At 60.4% G+C, this 18,029-nt stretch carries 15 protein-coding genes and 1 pseudogene; 8 read left to right on the top strand and 8 right to left on the bottom strand.

Annotated elements, in window-relative coordinates; translation table 11 throughout:
* Positions 1-116: 116 nt before the first annotated feature.
* The 6 genes from ACIPSK_RS04045 (at position 117) to ACIPSK_RS04020 (ending at position 5,599) form a co-directional block, all read left to right on the top strand.
* Positions 117-989 carry a MurR/RpiR family transcriptional regulator gene (locus tag ACIPSK_RS04045; RefSeq protein ID WP_017965144.1) on the top strand — a complete coding sequence of 291 codons (873 nt, stop codon included), beginning with the start codon at positions 117-119 and terminating at the stop codon, positions 987-989.
* 190 nt (positions 990-1,179) lie between these two features.
* The gene (locus ACIPSK_RS04040) at positions 1,180-2,283 is read left to right on the top strand and encodes an ABC transporter substrate-binding protein (RefSeq protein ID WP_162115931.1); all 1,104 of its coding nucleotides are present in this window, start codon (positions 1,180-1,182) and stop codon (positions 2,281-2,283) included.
* A gap of 70 nt (positions 2,284-2,353) precedes the next feature.
* Positions 2,354-3,247, top strand: coding sequence for an ABC transporter permease (locus ACIPSK_RS04035; protein WP_003561109.1), 894 nt, complete (start codon positions 2,354-2,356; stop codon positions 3,245-3,247).
* Positions 3,244-4,032 (top strand): ABC transporter permease, encoded by a 789-nt coding sequence (locus ACIPSK_RS04030; RefSeq protein ID WP_026154237.1) that lies wholly within the window; start codon positions 3,244-3,246, stop codon positions 4,030-4,032. Before ACIPSK_RS04035 ends, ACIPSK_RS04030 begins: the two co-directional genes overlap by 4 nt.
* Before the next feature lie 12 nt (positions 4,033-4,044).
* Positions 4,045-5,106, top strand: a complete 1,062-nt coding sequence (locus ACIPSK_RS04025; protein WP_162115930.1) for an ABC transporter ATP-binding protein — start codon at positions 4,045-4,047, stop codon at positions 5,104-5,106.
* Between the two features lie 187 nt (positions 5,107-5,293).
* Complete coding sequence (locus tag ACIPSK_RS04020) at positions 5,294-5,599, top strand: NIPSNAP family protein (protein WP_162115929.1); 306 nt, start codon at positions 5,294-5,296, stop codon at positions 5,597-5,599.
* A 95-nt stretch (positions 5,600-5,694) separates the two neighbouring features.
* Here ACIPSK_RS04020 and ACIPSK_RS04015 read toward each other — a convergent pair whose 3' ends face one another.
* The 5 genes from ACIPSK_RS04015 to ACIPSK_RS03995 form a co-directional block, all read right to left on the bottom strand.
* Positions 5,695-6,696, bottom strand: a complete 1,002-nt coding sequence (locus ACIPSK_RS04015; RefSeq protein WP_018074097.1) for an ABC transporter ATP-binding protein — start codon at positions 6,694-6,696, stop codon at positions 5,695-5,697.
* Positions 6,697-6,706: 10 nt separating this feature from the next.
* Complete coding sequence (locus tag ACIPSK_RS04010; protein WP_162115928.1) at positions 6,707-7,771, bottom strand: Gfo/Idh/MocA family oxidoreductase; 1,065 nt, start codon at positions 7,769-7,771, stop codon at positions 6,707-6,709.
* Positions 7,768-8,607: a carbohydrate ABC transporter permease gene (locus ACIPSK_RS04005; protein WP_162115927.1), complete on the bottom strand. Its 840-nt coding sequence runs from the start codon at positions 8,605-8,607 to the stop codon at positions 7,768-7,770. The genes ACIPSK_RS04010 and ACIPSK_RS04005 overlap by 4 nt, the downstream gene beginning before the upstream one ends.
* A 9-nt stretch (positions 8,608-8,616) precedes the next feature.
* Positions 8,617-9,564 (bottom strand): carbohydrate ABC transporter permease, encoded by a 948-nt coding sequence (locus tag ACIPSK_RS04000; RefSeq protein WP_017965152.1) that lies wholly within the window; start codon positions 9,562-9,564, stop codon positions 8,617-8,619.
* 217 nt (positions 9,565-9,781) lie between these two features.
* Positions 9,782-11,041: an ABC transporter substrate-binding protein gene (locus tag ACIPSK_RS03995; RefSeq protein WP_162115926.1), complete on the bottom strand. Its 1,260-nt coding sequence runs from the start codon at positions 11,039-11,041 to the stop codon at positions 9,782-9,784.
* Between the two features lie 524 nt (positions 11,042-11,565).
* On the opposite strand from ACIPSK_RS03995, the gene ACIPSK_RS03990 reads away from it, so the two are divergent.
* Both ACIPSK_RS03990 and ACIPSK_RS03985 read left to right on the top strand, forming a co-directional pair.
* On the top strand, positions 11,566-12,450 hold the full coding sequence (locus ACIPSK_RS03990; RefSeq protein ID WP_162115925.1) for an N-acetylglucosamine kinase: 885 nt from the start codon (positions 11,566-11,568) through the stop codon (positions 12,448-12,450).
* Entirely contained in the window at positions 12,447-13,211 is a 765-nt protein-coding gene (locus tag ACIPSK_RS03985; RefSeq protein ID WP_017965155.1) for a GntR family transcriptional regulator, read from the top strand. Before ACIPSK_RS03990 ends, ACIPSK_RS03985 begins: the two co-directional genes overlap by 4 nt.
* Before the next feature lie 3 nt (positions 13,212-13,214).
* Here the strand turns inward: ACIPSK_RS03985 and ACIPSK_RS03980 are convergent, their stop codons facing one another.
* The 3 genes and pseudogenes from ACIPSK_RS03980 to metH form a co-directional block, all read right to left on the bottom strand.
* Positions 13,215-13,616: a PIN domain-containing protein gene (locus tag ACIPSK_RS03980; protein WP_162115924.1), complete on the bottom strand. Its 402-nt coding sequence runs from the start codon at positions 13,614-13,616 to the stop codon at positions 13,215-13,217.
* A pseudogene (locus ACIPSK_RS03975) lies at positions 13,613-13,845 on the bottom strand (type II toxin-antitoxin system Phd/YefM family antitoxin). The gene ACIPSK_RS03980 and the pseudogene ACIPSK_RS03975 overlap by 4 nt, the downstream one beginning before the upstream one ends.
* Positions 13,846-14,152: 307 nt before the next feature.
* The gene (metH, locus tag ACIPSK_RS03970) at positions 14,153-17,926 is read right to left on the bottom strand and encodes a methionine synthase (protein WP_446532628.1); all 3,774 of its coding nucleotides are present in this window, start codon (positions 17,924-17,926) and stop codon (positions 14,153-14,155) included.
* Positions 17,927-18,029 lie beyond the last annotated feature (103 nt).

The raw sequence follows: 18,029 nt of genomic DNA, 5'->3' as shown, positions 1-18,029 counted from the left end.
GGTGTCAAGCATCTGCTGAAAATTTCTTTTCATGACAGTAGTTGACATGGATTGTGACAGCGTTGTTAACTTTGAGTGGGAAAGTGGCGCCAGACCATCCCGGGGAGCATAGTTACGTGACAGTTGCGTCGAAGACGGTTTCGGACGTCATACACTCGCATTTGGGGGTGTTGACGCGTGCCGAGAAGCAGCTGGCCGAAAGCCTGCTCGACAATTATCCGGTCTCCGGCCTCGGCAGCATTACCACGATCGCCGAGAACGCCGGCGTCTCGACGCCAACCGTCGTGCGTATGGTGCAGAAACTCGGCTTCAAGGGCTATCCGGACTTTCAGGCGCATCTGCATCAGGAAGTCGAGGCGACGATCTCGAACCCGATCGCCAAGCACGACCGCTGGGCGCAGAATGCCCCGGGCACGCATATTCTCAACCGTTTCGCCGATGCGATCATGGGCAATCTGCGCCAGACGCTGACCGATCTCGACACCGCGACTTTCGACAGCGTCGCCGCGCTGCTTTCCGACCGCAAGCGTGGCCTCTATTTCGTCGGTGGCCGCATCACCGGCGCGCTTGCAGAGTATTTCTTCACCCACATGCAGGTGATCCGGCCGGCAACGACGCTGCTGTCGTCGAATTCCAGCAGCTGGCCGCAATATGCCCTCAACATGAATGCCGGCGACATCCTGATTATCTTCGATATCCGCCGCTACGAGCAGGAGATGGTGAGCCTCGCCACCGCCGCCCGCAAACGCGGCGCCGAAATCGTCGTCTTCACCGACCAGTGGGGCTCGCCTGCCGCCAAGCTCGCCAGGCATGCCTTCCGCGTCCGGATCGAGGCGCCGTCGGCCTGGGATTCCTCCGTCGTCACCCTTTTCATCGTCGAAGCGCTGATCGAGGCCGTTCAGAATTCGACCTGGGACGAGACGAAGGAACGCATGAAGACACTGGAGGGCCTGTTCGAGCAGACCAGGCTTTTCCGCAAACCGGGTTAGGAGGACAAGACTAAAACAGAAGAAAAACAATGACGGATTTTGGCGAAAGCAGACGGCGTTGTCGCAAATAAAACATTTGCTGCAACCTCCGCTATTCGCAGCAGAATTAACGTCATCCAACTGTCACACAAGCTTCATGTAATCTCATTAACAGCATCGCCAGACACTGAAAACCCGAAGGAGAACAACAGTGATCTCTAACATTTCTCGACTACTGTCGCTTTCTACTGCGATGATCGTGGCTTCGACCGCGATTGCCGCTGCCGAGCCGAGCGCTGAACTTATCGCCGCCGCCAAGAAGGAAGGCACCCTGACGACGATCGCTCTTCCGCACGACTGGTGCGGTTACGGCGAGGTCATTGCCGGCTTCAAGGCCAAGTATGGCCTCGAGGTCAACGAGCTCAACCCGGATGCGGGTTCGGGCGACGAAGTCGAAGCCATCAAGGCCAACAAGGGCAACACCGGCCCGCAGGCTCCTGACGTCATCGATGTCGGCCTCTCTTTCGGCCCGTCCGCCAAGAAAGACGGCCTGATCCAGCCTTACAAGGTCTCCACCTGGGACTCCATCCCGGATACCGCCAAGGATGCCGACGGCTACTGGTACGGCGATTATTACGGCGTTCTCTCGTTCCTCGTGAACAAGGATCTCGTCAAGGAATCGCCGGCCGATTGGGCCGATCTGAAGAAGAGCGACTACGCAAACAGCGTCGCCCTCGCGGGCGATCCGCGCGCCGCCAACCAGGCTGTCCAGGGCGTTTATGCCGCTGGTCTTTCCGCATCCGGCGGTGACGCGGCCAAGGCAGGCGAAGAAGGCCTGAAGTTCTTCGCCGAATTGAACAAGAGCGGTAATTTCGTGCCGGTCGTCGGCAAGGCGGCTCCGTTCGCCCAGGGCTCGACGCCGATCATCATTGCCTGGGATTACAACGCCCTCTCCTGGGGCGAAAGCCTGAAGGGCAACCCTCCCTTCGAGGTCGTCGTTCCGAAGACAGGCGTCGTTGCCGGCGTCTACGTCCAGGCTATCTCCGCCTTCGCTCCGCACCCGAACGCTGCGAAGCTCTGGATGGAATACCTCTATTCCGACGAAGGTCAGCTCGGCTGGCTGAAGGGCTATTGCCACCCGATCCGCTTCAACGATCTTGCCAAGAACAACAAGATCCCGAAGGAACTGCTCGACAAGCTGCCGCCGGCTGCATCCTATGAAAAGGCTGTCTTCCCGACGCTCGAACAACAGTCTGCCGGCAAGGAAGCGATCACCAAGAATTGGGATTCCGTCGTCGGCGCCGCCGTCAAGTAACCTCTGATCCTGCCTCCCCGCCGCAAGGCGGGGAGGTTTCTCACTCCGACGCCCCAGGATGAGCTTTTCCATGAGCACCGTTTCAACGCCTATGGTGCGCAGCGCCCCCTTGATCAACAGAGATCGCGTGATCGACTGGCTGGGCATTGCACCCTTCATCATTTTCTCCCTGCTGTTCCTGATCATCCCCACGCTTTATCTTGTGGCGGGCGCATTCCTGACGCCCGAGGGCGATTTGACGCTGAAGAATATCGGTGATCTGTTTACCCCATCCATCATGAGCGCCTACTCGATCAGTATCCGTGTGTCGGTGGCGTCGGCTCTGGGCGGTGCGCTGATCGGCTTCTTCCTCGCCTGGGCCGTCGTGCTCGGCGGCCTGCCTGCCTCCGTCCGCTCGACGCTGCTGACCTTCTCCGGCGTCGCCTCGAATTTTGCCGGCGTGCCGCTCGCCTTCGCCTTTCTCGCAACGCTCGGCCGCACCGGGCTTGTGACGATTTTCCTGCGCGAATGGTTCGGCTTCAATCTCTACGGCACCGGCTTTAATCTGCTGTCCTTCTTCGGCCTCACCATCACCTACATGTATTTCCAGATCCCGCTGATGGTGCTGATTCTGACGCCCGCCCTCGACGGCATGAAGAAGGAATGGCGCGAAGCCTCACAGATCCTTGGCGCCACCAACCGCCAGTACTGGACGATGGTCGCGCTGCCGATCCTCTGGCCGAGCCTGCTGGGCACGACGCTGCTGCTCTTCGCCAACGCTTTCGGCGCCATTGCCACCGCTTTCGCGCTGACCGGCAGCTCGCTGAACATCGTGCCGATCCTGCTCTATGCGCAGATCCGCGGCGACGTTCTGCACAATGCCAATCTCGGTTACGCCATCGCGCTCGGCATGATCGTCATCACCGGCGTCTCCAACGTCCTTTACCTCATGCTGCGCATGCGCGCAGAACGGTGGCAGAAATGAAAGCTCAGCGTCTCGGAGCCTGGATCGCCGTCATTCTGGGTGCATCCTATTTCGTCATCCCGTTGATCGGCACAATCGAGTTTTCATTGCGCATGCGTCGCGGCGAATACAGCCTCGATGCCTACAAGTCGGTATTCTCCGACATTCAGTTCCGGGAGACCTTCGGCTATTCCATGCTGATGGCGTTGCTCACCATCGTCTTCGGCATGCTGCTCGTCGTGCCGACAGCCTATTGGGTGCGGCTGCGGCTGCCGCAGATGCGTCCGGTCGTCGAATTCATCACCCTGCTGCCGCTTGTCATTCCGGCAATCGTTATCGTCTTCGGATACCTCAGGATGTATAATTCGTCGTCCTACCTGCCGCTGACGGGTTCGACGACCGGCACCAACATCCTGCTGGTCTTCTCCTATATCACCCTGTCGCTGCCCTATATGTACCGCGCCGTCGATACCGCCATGCGCGCCATCGACGTCCGCACGCTGACGGAAGCGGCCGAAAGCCTCGGCGCTCGATGGACGACCATCATGTTCAAATGCATTTTCCCGAACGTCATGAGCGGCGTGCTCTCAGGCGCTTTCATCACGCTCGCGATCGTCATGGGCGAATTCACCTTTGCCGCACTTCTGAACCGTCCGGCCTTCGGTCCCTACCTGCAGCTCGTCGGCGCCAACAAGGCCTATGAGCCTTCGGCGCTTGCCGTCATCGCCTTCTCGATCACCTGGCTCAGCATGGGCCTGCTCAACATCGTTTCCCGCGTCGGCAAAGCCCGCCCGGCAAAGGCTTAAGGTATCTGGCTCATGTCTTTTCTCACGCTGACCAACATTCAGAAATCCTTCGGCCCGGTTCAGGTCGTCAAGAACTTCAACATGACGATCGAGAAGGGTGAGTTCGTCTCCTTCCTCGGACCGTCGGGCTGCGGCAAGACGACAGTCCTGCGCATGATCGCCGGCTTCGAAACGCCAACCGGCGGCACGCTGACCATCAACGGCAAGGACCAAAGCGCGCTGAAGCCCAACCAGCGCAACATCGGCATGGTGTTCCAGGCCTACGCGCTCTTCCCCAACATGACGGTACACGACAATGTCGCCTTCGGTCTCAAGGTCGCCGGCGCCCCAAAACCTGAAATCGACGCCCGCGTCAAGGAAATGCTCGGCCTGATCAAGCTCGATCACCTGGCCGACCGCTTCCCCTATCAACTGTCGGGTGGCCAGCAGCAGCGAGTAGCCCTTGCCCGTGCGCTGGCCGTCAAGCCGCAAGTGTTGCTGCTCGACGAGCCGCTCTCCGCACTCGACGCCAAGATTCGCGTGTCGCTGCGCGAGGAAATCCGCCAGATCCAGCAGCAGCTCGGCATCACCACGGTCTTCGTCACCCATGATCAGGAAGAAGCCCTGTCGATCTCCGACCGTATCGTCGTCATGAATGCCGGCAAGGCCGACCAGATCGGTTCGCCTTTCGAGATCTACAATACGCCGGCAACGCGCTTCGTCGCCTCCTTCGTCGGCACGCTGAACATCATCGAGGCCAAGGTCGTCGATCCCGATACCAACCGCATCCAGATCGGCGATCAGGGCATAACGCTGAAGCAGTCGGTCGCCGCCCACAAGGCCGGAGAAACCATCTCGCTGGCGCTACGCCCGGAAGCGGGCTCGCTCTCCGACAGCGTCAAGAGCGACACGGCGCTGACCGGCCAGGTCGTTTCGGCTCACTTCCTGGGGTCGGTCATCCGCACCCGCATGAATGTCGGCGGCAACGTCATCTCCTTCGACATGTTCAACAGCCCGGGCACTACCCCGCCGCAGGCTGGCGAAACGGTAACGCTGCGTTTCATGGCAGCCGACCTGCTCATCATCCGCGACTGATTTCGCCAATGCCGCTCAGACAAAAGGCGCCGCAAAACGGCGCCTTTTTTCATTTCAACTCGTCCGACCCGTCAGCAAACGTGATGCAGCCATCACCGCAAGGCACTTGAACCAGTGCCAGAAGTTGAGCAAACCAAACCTGCTGAGCAGCTCGCCGCCCGACATTTTTGCGCGATGGGATATATCAATGATTACCTGCCACCTGCGTTATGTGATTGATCCGTACAAGCTTGCCGAATTCGAAGAATATGCCCGGCTCTGGATTCCGATCGTCAACAGGATGGGCGGCAGCCATCACGGTTATTTCCTGCCGTCCGAAGGCGCCAATAACATTGCCGTAGCACTGTTTTCCTTCCCGAGCCTTGCCGCCTATGAGGACTATCGCACCCACATGGCAAGCGATCCGGAATGTCAGGCCGCTTTCGAACTCGACAAACGCAACCGCAGTATCGTCAGCTATGAACGCAGCTTCATGCGACCCGTGCTCGGCTGATCGAACCGTGCACGTCGACTGTAACTGAAAAGCCCGCACGCGGAACTACCCTCGAAGTCGGAAACTACTTCGAGGGCTTTCGTTCTGTCATGCGTTCAGCGGATCGCCTGGTCGTCGACGTCAAAACGGTGTACATGCGCCTGGTCCGGGGTCGCATAGACGATCTCGTCCGGCTCATACTGGTGCTCGCCGAAAAGACGCGCGGTCAGCAGGCCGCACTGGTCGGATTCCAGATAGATGATCGTGTCGGCGCCGAGATGCTCGACATGCACGACCTTCGCAGCCCAAGTCCCCTGCTCGCGCGACAGCGTCATATGTTCGGGACGCACGCCGATCGTCTTGGCACTGTGATCGCCGACTTTCTCGGCCGCGATGAAATTCATCTGCGGCGAGCCGATGAAGCCGGCGACGAAGACATTGGCCGGTCGTTTGTAGAGTTCCATCGGCGAACCGATCTGCTCGATCGCCCCGGCATTCAAAACGACGATCTTGTCGGCAAGCGTCATCGCCTCGACCTGGTCGTGGGTGACATAGATCATCGTCGCCTTCAGGCTGCGGTGCAGTCGGGCGATTTCGAGGCGGGTCTGGACGCGCAGCGCCGCATCGAGGTTCGACAACGGCTCGTCGAAAAGAAAGAGTTCCGGTTCGCGCACGATGGCACGGCCGATGGCGACGCGCTGGCGCTGACCGCCGGAGAGTTCGGCCGGCCGTCGCGCCAGATAGGGTTCCAGCGAAAGCATGCCGGATGCCTTGCTGACACGCTTGTCGATCTCGTCCTTGGCGGTGCCGGCCTGCTTGAGGCCAAGCCCCATATTGTCCTTGACCGTCAGATGCGGATAGAGCGCGTAGGACTGAAACACCATGGCGATTCCGCGCTTGGCCGGTGGCGTCAGCGTCTCATCGCGGCCATTGATGACGACGGCACCCGACGTGACGTCTTCGAGGCCTGCAATGCTGCGCAACAGCGTCGATTTCCCGCAGCCCGACGGCCCGACGAAGATGACGAATTCGCCGTCCTTGACCTCGAGGTCGATGCCTTTCAGCACCTCATGCGTGCCATAGGTCTTGCGGATGGATTTGAGTTGAAGCGATCCCACAGGTCTTTCCTTATAATCTGACCGGCTGGCCGGTACGCACGCTCTCGTCGGCGGTAAGGCAGATGCGCAGCGACGCTACCGCATCCGCCATATGGCGGCCTAGGTCTAGATCCTCGCGGATCGCCCTCAGCATGAAGGCCTGTTCCAGGTCGCAGAGCGCCTGATGACCGGGCTCACCTTCCATCGTCATGTCCTGATCGGGTCGGATGAACTTGCCGTCCGAGCCTGTCTCGGCCGTGTGCAGACGGATCACCGAGGTCTTGGTGTGCGTGTCGATATCGTCGGACTTGGCGTTCGGATCCATGACGATCGACACCGCGCCTTTTGGCGACATCACATCTTTCACGAAGAAGGCGGTTTCCGAGATCATCGGCCCCCAGCCGGCCTCGTACCAGCCGACGGAACCATCCTCGAACAGCACCTGCAGGTGACCGTAATTATACATGTCGGCGGCGATCTCTTCCGACATGCGCAGCCCCATGCCGCGCACCTCGACAGCCCTTGCGTCGGTGATCTGGCACATGACGTCGACGTAATGCACGCCGCAATCGACGATCGGCGAGGTGGTGCGCATCAGTGACTTATGCGTCGCCCAGGTCGGGCCGCTGGACTGCTGGTTGAGGTTCATGCGGAAGACGTAAGGCGGGCCGAGCTTGCGCGCCTCCTCGATCAGCTTCATCCAGGAAGGGTGATGGCGAAGGATATAACCGATCACCAGCTTGCGCCCGGCCTTCCCCGCTGCGGCGACGACGCGCTCGGCGTCGGCGACCGTGGTTGCCAGCGGTTTTTCAACGAAGACATCACAGCCAGCCTCGAAAGCGGCGACCGCATAATCAGCATGGCTGTCGGAATAGGTATTGATCGAGCAGAGGTCCGGTTTCAGCTCGGCGAGCGCCGTCGTGAAATCGGGATGGATCGTATAGCCCTGCAGCTCGGGCTCCAATTGCGGCGTCGAGCGGTTGACGAGACCGACGATCTCGAAGCCCGGATTGTTGTGATAGGCGAGCGCGTGGCTGCGGCCCATGTTGCCGAGGCCGGCAACGAGGACGCGGATCGGCTTTTCGGATTGGCTCACTTGACGGCTCCTGACGTGATGCCGCGGATCAATTGCCGCGAGAAGATGACGTAGAGGATGAGGATCGGCAGGATCGCCAGCGACAGCGCCGCGAGCACCGCGTTCCAGTTGGTGACGAACTGGCCGATGAAGATCTGCGAGCCGAGCGTCACCGTCTTGGTGGCCTCGGAAGGTGCGAGGATCAGCGGGAACCAGAGATCGTTCCAGATCGGGATCATGGTGAAGACGGCGACCGTCGCCATGGCCGGGCGCACCAGCGGCAGCACCAGGCGGAAGAAGATCGCATATTCGGAAAGCCCGTCGATACGCCCGGCATTCTTCAGGTCGTCCGAAACCGTGCGCATGAATTCCGACAGGATGAAGATCGCCAGCGGTATGCCCTGCGCGGTATAGACGAGGATCAGCGCCGTCAGCGTATTGACGAGGCCGGCCGCCACCATGCCCTGCAGGATCGCCACCGTGCCGAGACGGATCGGGATCATGATGCCGATCGCCATGTAAAGGCCGAGCAGCATATTGCCGCGGAAGCGATACTCAGAGAGCGCAAAGGCCGCCATGGCGCCGAACAGCAGCACCAGCAGGATCGAGACGATCGTGACGATGAAGCTGTTCTGGAAATAGGTGGCGAAATCGCCCTGCCCGAGCACCGTCTGATAGCCGACGAGGCTGAAGGTCGACGGCGTCGGGATCATCAGCGGCTCGCGGAAGATCGAGGCACGATCCTTGAACGAGTTGACGATGGTCAGGAAAACGGGAAACAGCGCGACCAGCGTATAGGCGCTGAGCGCCAGATGCACGAGGCCGGTGCGGATGGGAGATGTGCGTGCCTTGGACATGCGCGCTCCTCAGAACTGGTAGCGACGCATGCGCCGCTGGATGACGAAGAGATAAAGTGAGACGCCGGCGAGAATGATGAGGAACATCACCGTGGCGATCGTCGCGCCCATCGAGCGGTCTCCTAGCTGAAGCTGGAAACCGAAGAAGGTGCGGTAAAGCAGCGTGCCGAGAATATCGGTCGACATGTCAGGTCCGGCGAGCGCCCCCTGCACGGTATAGATCAGGTCGAAGGCGTTGAAATTGCCGACGAAGGTCAGGATCGAGATGATGCCGATCGCCGGCAGGATGAGCGGCAGCTTGATTTTCCAGAACTGGGCCCAACCGGTGATGCCGTCGCATTCCGCCGCCTCGATCACCTCTTCGGGGATGCTGAGCAATGCGGCATAGATCAGCATCATCGGAATGCCGATATATTGCCAGTTCGAGATCAGCGACACGGCGATCAGCGCAGGACCGGATTGCCCGAGCCAGGGTGCGAAGGCCCACTTCATGCCGACAAGGCTCATCAGCCAGGGAGCTACACCCCAGATCGGCGAAAGGATGAGCTTCCAGATGAAGCCGACGATGACGAAGGAGAGTAGCGTCGGCAGGAACATCGCCGTGCGGTAGAAGGCAACGCCGCGCAGCTTCGGCACCGAAAGCAGGGCGGCAAGCGCCACGCCGATCGGGTTCTGCACGCACATGTGGATGGCAAAGAAGATCAGGTTGTTGACCAGCGCATTCCAGAAATCGCGCGCCCAGCGCGCATCGCCGAACAGCACCTTGAAATTCGCCAGTCCGACGAAGGCCGGCTGCCCATCGACCGTATTGTAGAGCGAAAGCCTGAGCGTTTCGATGAGCGGCAAAACCATGACGGCGGAATAGACGATCAAGGCCGGCAGCATGAAGACGAAGATGTGCCAGCGCACCGGGCGCCTGATCGGGACGATATCGACCGCGTTGTCGGTTTCGCTCATGGCTTTTGCCTGTTCTTGTCGACTGGCCGCAAGGCGCAGCACAGGTGGAAACGATTGCGCCTCACCCTAACTCTCTGCCACCTGGAAAGAGAGGAAACGCCCCTGCTGAGAAACGATATCGGGCTGGGAGATCGCTGCGAGTCTCCTTCTCCCCGCCAGCGGGGAGAAGGTGGCCGGCAGGCCGGATGAGGGGCTGCAAACGCCGCCCCTGATCACATCACTTGGCCGGCTTGTACCAGCTGTCGAGGCCTTTCTGGAGCTTTTCGGCAGCAACCGCAGGCGTATCCGTGCCGTTGATCACGTTGGCCGATTCGACCCAGGTCTCATTTTCAAGGTTCGGCGTGCCGCGTGACAGGATCTGGTAGGTCGAGCGCACCGTCGACTTGTACGGGCCGCGCCAGGAAACGAATTCCTGAGCAAGCGGATCGGACATCTTGACCGCGGTGGAGTTCAGGCTGAAGAAGCCCGGCAGCGAGTTGGCGTAGATATCGGCGAACTCCGGCGAAGCGACCCAGCTGAGGAACTCCTTGGCTTCTTCGGCATGGGTGCTCTTCGCGTTCAGGGCGACACCGATATCCGGGTGGTCGGAGATGTAGCCCGTGTCACCTGCCTTTGGAACCGGTGGCGGGAAAGCACCCATCTTGAACTGAGCCTGGCTGTTGAACAGCGCGATTTCCCATGAACCGGCCGGATAGATCGCTGCACGACCGAGCGTGAATAGGTTCTGGCTATCGGAGTAGGTCTGGGCTTCAAAGCCGTCGCCGAGATAGGGCTTCCACTTGGCAAGCTCTTCAAAGGGCTTGACCCATTCGGGATCCGTCAGCTTCTGCTTTCCTTCGATCAGAGCCTTGCGCCCCTCTTCGCCCTTCCAGTAGTTGGGGCCGATGTTCTGGTAGCCCATGGTGGCGGCTTCCCAGAGATCCTTCGTACCCATGGCGAGCGGGATGTAGGTGCCGTCGGCCTTGATCTTGTCAAGCGCTGCGTAGAATTCGTCCTGGGTCTTCGGCACCGAGATGCCGAGCTTGTCGAAGGCATCCTTGTTATAGATGAAGCCGTGGATGACCGAAGCCATCGGCACGCAGAAGGTCGACTTGCCGTCGTCGGTGCTCCAGGCGGCCTTGGCGACCGGCGAGAAGTTCTCCATGCCAGGCAGGCTGGTGATGTCAACGAGCTGCTTCTTGTTGAAGAGTTCGAGCGAGGCATCGAACGGACGGCAGGTGATGATATCGCCTGCGGAGCCGGCATCGAGCTTGGCGTTCAGCGAGGCGTTGTATTCGGTCGGCGCGGTCGGCGAGAAGACGACCTTGATGCCCGGGTTCTTGGCTTCGAAGGCCGGGATGATCTTTTCCTGCCAGATCTGCAGGTCGTCGTTACGCCAGCTTTCGACCGTCAGCGTGACGTCGGCGGCATGGACGAGCCCCGCTGAAGTCAGCAGACTGGAGGCAAGCAGCAAGCTTTTCAGAGCAGTGTTTTTCATTTCCCTCTCCTGTTTTAAGCGCCGCTAGGCGCTGTTTTCGATCTGAAACAAGCAATCGGTGTGTCTGAGGCAACACCCAACGCCCCTTGGAGGACCGTCAGCAATGCCGATCCCGAAAGCTCGACGGACACGAAGGCGGACGCCTGCGGCCGAACTGTGCGCCTTCCCGGCTACACGGGAGCGGCGAAATGATGGGGAAAGCCGATGAATGCCTGAGCTTCGCCACCAGCTTGACGGGCCGGTAGGTCGTTCTCTTGATCATCCTCGAAGCGGTTCCGGCTTGGCTTAGCTGCCGATTTTCGTGGGCCTCGAAATGCTGTTCCCTTGTTACCGAATTAAGGCCAAAAAAATACCAATTGTCCAGACGAATTTAACTTTTTGGCCAGATAAAATCGATTTAAAAATTTTATTAAATAATATCAACATGATAAAAAGATGGGTTTTCTCCATCATTCCCACTTGGTAAATGGTATTTTTTTGGTATTGTATTGAAAACGATGGCGAACGGCACATTCGGAGGCCCGATGACGGAGCTTGCAATCGGCATAGACGGCGGCGGAACGAGCTGCCGGGCCGCAGTCACGGACAGGAACGGCAATGTCATCGGCCGCGGCAAAGCCGGCCCTGCCAACATTCTGTCGGATCTGGAAAATTCTCTTCTCAACATCATCGAATCCGCCCGGCAGGCGCTCGGCGATGCCGGGCTTGCCGCTGAAACCCTTTCCTCCGTCGCAGCCGTCGTCGGCGTCGCCGGCGCCAATGTCGGCGATTACGGCAGGCGAATCGAAAAGGCCCTGCCCTTTGCCGAAGGCCGCGTTGTCACCGATGCGCTGATCGCCCTGCAGGGCGCGCTCGGCGATGCCGACGGCATCGTCGGCGCCTTCGGCACCGGCTCGGTCTATAATGCCCGTAGGGATGGCCGGCTGAACGGCATCGGCGGCTGGGGTTTCGTTGTCGGCGACCAGGCAAGCGGTGCCCGTCTGGGCCGCGATCTCCTGGAACGATCGCTGCTCGCCCATGACGGGGTGCGCCCGGCATCGCCGATCACCGACGCGGTCATGACCGAATACGGCAACGATCCCGAGCGCATCGCCGAATTCGCCCATTCGGCAAGACCGAAGGATTTTGCCCTTTACGCCCCCACCGTCTTCGAACATGCGGCTAAGGGCGATGCCGTGGCAGTCGCCATCGTCACGGAGGCGGCAACGGCGATCGGCGAAAGTCTCGAAGCACTGCTCTGGCCCGAATGCCCGTCGATCTGCCTGCTCGGCGGTCTTGCCGAAGCTTATGAGCCGTGGCTTTCTGAACGTTACAAGCCTTTGCTTGCCAGACCGAAGGGCGATGCCCTGCAGGGCGCAGTGGAGCTTGCGGTCAAGCTCATGAACGACGGCCAGAGAGGTGCGGCATGACCGATGACCTCGCCACCCTCCTTTCTCTGGAGCGCCTGCAGGCAGCCGGCACGGGGCCGCTCTACGTCAAGCTGCGCCGCACGCTCGAAACAGCCGTGCGCACCGGCACGCTTGGTCACGGCGATGCGCTGCCGCCGGAACGCGACATCGCCGAATTCGCCGCCGTCAGCCGCGTCACCGTGCGCAAGGCGATCGACGAACTCGTCGCCGACGGCCTGTTGGTGCGCCGTCACGGTTCGGGCACCTTCGTCGCCAAGCCGGTCTCCAAGGTCGAGCAGCGCCTGTCGCAGCTTACCTCCTTTACCGAGGATATGGCGCGCCGCGGCATGTCCTCGCGCTCCGAATGGCTGCATAAGGGCATCCACACCCCCTCGCCCGACGAGATGATGATCCTTGGCCTCGGTACCGACGTCAAGGTTTCGCGTCTCTCCCGTCTGCGCATCGCCGACGACCAGCCGCTGGCGATCGAGAATGCCAGCGTCTCCGGCGAGTTCCTGCCCGATCCCGCAGCCGTCACCAATTCGCTCTATGCCGAGCTCGAACGCCTCCAGGTCCGCCCGGTGCGCGCGGTGCAGCGTATCTCGGCAACCAATATGAAGGAGGCCGACGCCCAGCTTCTCGGCGTCTCCGTCGGCGCGGCCGGCCTGTCGATCGAGCGTATCTCCTACCTGGGCTCTGGCCGCGCCGTCGAATTCACCCGCTCGCTCTATCGCGGCGATGCCTATGATTTTGTCGCGGAACTGACGATAGCAGTGACGTAAGCCCTACCAGAAGCGGGCGATCCAGAGCTGATTTCCGACAAGATCATCGAAGATCGCATCGGCGGAGATAAGCGGTATCCCATTCTGCATGGCGGTCGCGGCAAGAAACCGGTCGAACGGATCGCGATGTGTCCAGTCCATCATGGCTGCGGTCAGACAGATTTCCGGTGTCAATGCCGCGGCAATGCCACCCTGTTCATGCCGCAGTTCCGGCAACCGGCCAATGAAAGGCTCCATCTCCGGCCATTTGCCGAGATCAACCTTCTGCCCGATTTCAAATAGCGATATTGGGCTGACGAAAATCGTCTCCGCTTTTTCGATCAGAGCAATTGCCTTGGCCGAGAGCCGCTCATCGCCGATCAGCGACCATGCCCAAGCATGGGTGTCGAGCAGGAGCGAGTTCACTCGCCCCCTTCCCAAAGCGCAAGCTCGTCCTGATCCATTGGCTCAAAAAAGTCGGGGCCGCTTCCAACAACTTGTCCCTTGAGCAGCCCGATCTTGAAGGAAGACTGCACAATCGGAATGATCTTCACGACAGGCTTGCGTCCCTTGGCGATCACCACTCCTCACCGGAAAGGGCAGCGTCGATCAATTTCGACAGATTGGTCTTTGCGGCATGGATGGTAACTTGCATCGTCGCTCTCATTAGCTAACTTGGCTAAGCATACCACCTCATCGTCAATTCCGCGTCAAATTCAAATAGCCTGAATGCGGGTAATTATGAGCGGCATCAAAGTCATAAAGCCGGAAGGAGAACACCTTCCGGCTTTTCATTGATTGAATCAATCTCTGAGGACGCCGCGATAGAACAGGATGATTTTAGGCCGGGTCGGCCTAAAATCTGAATCCTGTTCTACATTATATAGTTAGAGCATGATGTCGTCCGAAAACCGCTCACACTTTTCGGCATCATGCTCTAAGCGACCGCGAAGACTCGGCAATCAGGCCGCGTCCTCGATCTGCTCGTCCGCCTTGCGCGGCACATAGTTCAGCACCGGTCCGAGCCAGCGCTCGACTTCCGAAACCTGCATGCCCTTGCGGGCCGCATAGTCTTCCACCTGATCGCGCTCCACCTTGGCGACGCCGAAATAATAGGAGTCGGGATGGCCGATATAGAGGCCGGAGACCGAGGAGCCGGGCCACATCGCATAGCTTTCCGTCAGCTTCACGCCGGCCGCTTTTTCGGCGTCTAGCAGTTTGAACAGTGTTGCCTTTTCGGTGTGGTCGGGCTGAGCAGGATAACCGGGCGCCGGGCGAATGCCGGCATAGGCTTCGGTGATGAGATCCTCCTTGCTGAGCGTCTCGTCCTTGGCATAGCCCCAGTATTCGCGTCGCACCTGCTCGTGCATGCGCTCGGCAAAAGCTTCGGCGAAGCGGTCGGCCAGCGCCTTGACGAGGATCGACGAATAATCGTCGTTCGCCCGCTCGAAACGCTCGGCGATGGCGATTTCCTCGATCCCCGCCGTCACCACGAAGCCGCCGACATAATCCTGAACTCCGCTTGCGACAGGCGCCACGAAGTCGGAGAGCGCCACGTTCGGCCGCCCGTCCCGCTTCGAAAGCTGCTGGCGTAGCGTATAGAAGGTCTCAAGCTCGTGTTTGCGGCTCTCGTCCGTGAACAGCCGGATATCGTCGCCGACCGCGCCGGCCGGCCAGAAGCCGATGACGGCGCGCGGGCGGAACCACTTCTCGTCGATGATCTTCTTCAGCATCGCCTGCGCATCGGCCCAGAGCGCACGCGCCGCCTCGCCCTGCTTCTCGTCGTCGAGAATGGCGGGGTAGCGGCCGCGCAGCTCCCAAGTCTGGAAGAACGGCGTCCAGTCGATGTATTTGGCAAGCTCAGCCAGATCGTAATCCTCGAACACCTGCGTGCCGAAGAACTGCGGCTTCACCGGCTGGTAGGCAGACCAGTCGATCTTGTGGGCATTCTCGCGAGCCCGGGGCAACGGCAGGCGCACCTTCTCGGCCTCGCTGCGCGCATGGGCGGCCGCCACCTTGGCATATTCAGTGCGGATATCGTCGACATAGCTCTGGCGCGTTTCCGGCGACAGCAGTGCGGAGACGACGCCGGCGGCGCGGCTCGCATCGGTGACGTAGACCGTCTGACCCTTGTTGTAGCCGGGATGGATCTTCACGGCCGTGTGCACGCGGCTGGTCGTTGCCCCACCGATCAAAAGCGGGATCTCGAAGCCCTGGCGCTCCATCTCGGCGGCGACATGCACCATTTCGTCGAGTGACGGCGTGATCAAGCCGGAGAGGCCGATGACATCGACCTTCTCTGCAATGGCCGTTTCGAGGATCTTCGTCGCCGGCACCATGACGCCGAGGTCGACGATCTCGTAATTGTTGCAGGCAAGCACGACGCCGACGATGTTCTTGCCGATATCGTGCACGTCGCCCTTGACCGTCGCCATCAGGATCTTGCCGGCCGACCGGCGTTCCTCGCCGCCATTGAGACGCTTTTCCTCTTCCATGTAGGGCAGCAGCACGGCCACCGCCTGCTTCATCACGCGCGCCGACTTGACCACCTGCGGCAGGAACATCTTGCCCGAGCCGAACAGGTCACCGACGACGTTCATGCCGGCCATCAGCGGCCCTTCGATGACGTGCAGCGGCCGAGCGGCCTGCTGGCGCGCCTCCTCGGTATCGGCCTCGATATATTCGGTGATGCCGTTGACCAGCGCATGCTCGAGGCGCTTCTCGACGCTCCATTCGCGCCAGGAAAGATCCTGGACGCGGCCTTCGCGTGCCGCGCCGCCACGGAATTTCTCCGCCATTTCGAGCAGCCGCTCGGTTCCGTCGGGACGGCGGTTCAGCACCACGTCCTCGCAGGCTTCGCGCAGTTCGGGATCGATGTTGTCGTAGACAGCAAGCTGGCCGGCATTGACGATGCCCATGTCCATACCCGCCTGGATGGCATGGTAGAGGAACACGGCGTGCATCGCCTCGCGCACCGGCTCGTTGCCGCGGAACGAGAAGGACAGGTTCGAAACACCGCCCGAAATATGCACCAGCGGCATGCGCTCGCGGATCGTCCGCGTCGCCTCGATGAAGTCGACGCCGTAGTTATTATGCTCCTCGATGCCGGTCGCGACAGCGAAGATGTTCGGGTCGAAGATGATGTCCTCGGGCGGGTAGCCGATCTTTTCGGTCAGCAGCTTGTAAGCGCGCGTGCAGATATCCACCTTGCGCTGGTAGCTGTCCGCCTGCCCCGTCTCATCGAAGGCCATGACGACAACGGCAGCGCCGTAATTGTGCAGCAGCCGCGCCTGGGCGAGGAAATTCTCCTCGCCTTCCTTCAGCGAGATCGAATTGACGATCGGCTTGCCCTGGACGCGCTTCAGGCCGGATTCGATGATCGAGAATTTCGACGAGTCGATCATCACAGGCACACGGGCGATGTCAGGCTCGGCGGCGATCAGGTTGAGGAACTCGACCATCGCCTTTTCGGAATCGATCAGCCCTTCGTCCATATTGATGTCGATCACCTGCGCGCCGTTCTCGACCTGATCGCGGGCGACGTCGAGCGCTGCGGTGAAATCGCCGTTGGTGATCAGCTTGCGGAAGCGGGCCGAGCCGGTGACGTTGGTGCGCTCGCCGACATTGACGAAGGGGATGTCCTTGGTCAGTTCGAAAGGTTCGAGGCCCGACAGCGACATGAAGGGGCGATGCTCCGGAATCGGCCGCGGCTTGTATTTCGCAGCGGTCTCGGCGATCGCCTTGATGTGCTCCGGCGTCGAGCCGCAGCAGCCGCCGACGATGTTGACGAGGCCCTCGCGAGCGAAGCCGTCGATCTGCGCCGCCATCAGCTCCGGCGTTTCGTCATACTGGCCGAATTCGTTTGGCAGGCCGGCATTCGGATAGGCGCAGATGAAGGTGTCGGCAACTCCCGAAAGCTCCTGCAGATGCGGGCGCATCGCATTGGCGCCGAGCGCGCAGTTGAGGCCGATCGTGAAGGGATTGGCATGGCGCACCGAATTCCAGAAGGCCGACGGCGTCTGACCAGACAGCGTGCGGCCGGAAAGATCGGTGATCGTGCCCGAGATCATCACCGGCAGGCGCACGCCCTTGGCCTCGAAGCGCTCCTCACAGGCGAAGATCGCAGCCTTGGCGTTCAGCGTGTCGAAGATCGTCTCGATCAGGATGATGTCGGCGCCGCCGTCGATCAGACCGTCGATCTGCTCGCCATAGGCGGAACGCAGATCGTCGAAGGTGACGGCGCGGAAACCGGGGTTGTTGACATCGGGCGAGATCGAGGCGGTGCGGTTGGTCGGCCCGATGGCGCCGGCAACGAAACGGCGGCGGCCATCCTCGCGCTCGGCGCGCTGTGCCGCCCGGCGCACGATCTCCGCACCTTCCTTGTTGAGGTCATAGACGGCACCTTCCATCTCGTAATCGGCCTGCGCGATGCGGGTCGAAGAGAAGGTGTTGGTCTCGAGAATATCGGCGCCGGCCTTGGCGTATCTGTAATGGATCTCTTCGATCGCGTCCGGCTGGGTCAGGATCAGAAGGTCGTTATTGCCCTTCTGGTGACAGGCGCAGCCGATGAAGCGCGTCCCGCGAAACTGGTCTTCGTCATAGCCGAGACCCTGGATCTGCGTGCCCATGGCGCCGTCGAGAACAAGGATGCGCTCGCTCGCGGCTTGTCTCAAAGCTGCGAAAACTTCACTGCCGTCACGTTTGCCCGTTTCCGGACCAAAGAGATTATCAAACACGGGAAGGCTCCTTGACGTCGTAAGACCAGACAGTCCAAATCACATAAAGATATCTTTATGTCAATATATGCCTGTCAATTTCGTGCTTTGTAAGCCTACAGCG

This window comes from Rhizobium sp. LARHSG275, assembly GCF_052871115.1.
This window is presented reverse-complemented; position numbering and strand designations above follow the sequence as displayed.

What these genes read in the sequence shown, in the direction of transcription:
- ACIPSK_RS03995 (WP_162115926.1), bottom strand. Translation starts at nt 11,041, where the DNA reads ATGAAAAACACTGCTCTGAAAAGCTTGCTGCTTGCCTCCAGTCTGCTG.
- ACIPSK_RS04005 (WP_162115927.1), bottom strand. Translation starts at nt 8,607, where the DNA reads ATGTCCAAGGCACGCACATCTCCCATCCGCACCGGCCTCGTGCATCTG.
- ACIPSK_RS04020 (WP_162115929.1), top strand. Translation starts at nt 5,294, where the DNA reads ATGATTACCTGCCACCTGCGTTATGTGATTGATCCGTACAAGCTTGCC.
- ACIPSK_RS04025 (WP_162115930.1), top strand. Translation starts at nt 4,045, where the DNA reads ATGTCTTTTCTCACGCTGACCAACATTCAGAAATCCTTCGGCCCGGTT.
- ACIPSK_RS04030 (WP_026154237.1), top strand. Translation starts at nt 3,244, where the DNA reads ATGAAAGCTCAGCGTCTCGGAGCCTGGATCGCCGTCATTCTGGGTGCA.
- ACIPSK_RS04035 (WP_003561109.1), top strand. Translation starts at nt 2,354, where the DNA reads ATGAGCACCGTTTCAACGCCTATGGTGCGCAGCGCCCCCTTGATCAAC.
- ACIPSK_RS03985 (WP_017965155.1), top strand. Translation starts at nt 12,447, where the DNA reads ATGACCGATGACCTCGCCACCCTCCTTTCTCTGGAGCGCCTGCAGGCA.
- ACIPSK_RS04000 (WP_017965152.1), bottom strand. Translation starts at nt 9,564, where the DNA reads ATGAGCGAAACCGACAACGCGGTCGATATCGTCCCGATCAGGCGCCCG.
- ACIPSK_RS03990 (WP_162115925.1), top strand. Translation starts at nt 11,566, where the DNA reads ATGACGGAGCTTGCAATCGGCATAGACGGCGGCGGAACGAGCTGCCGG.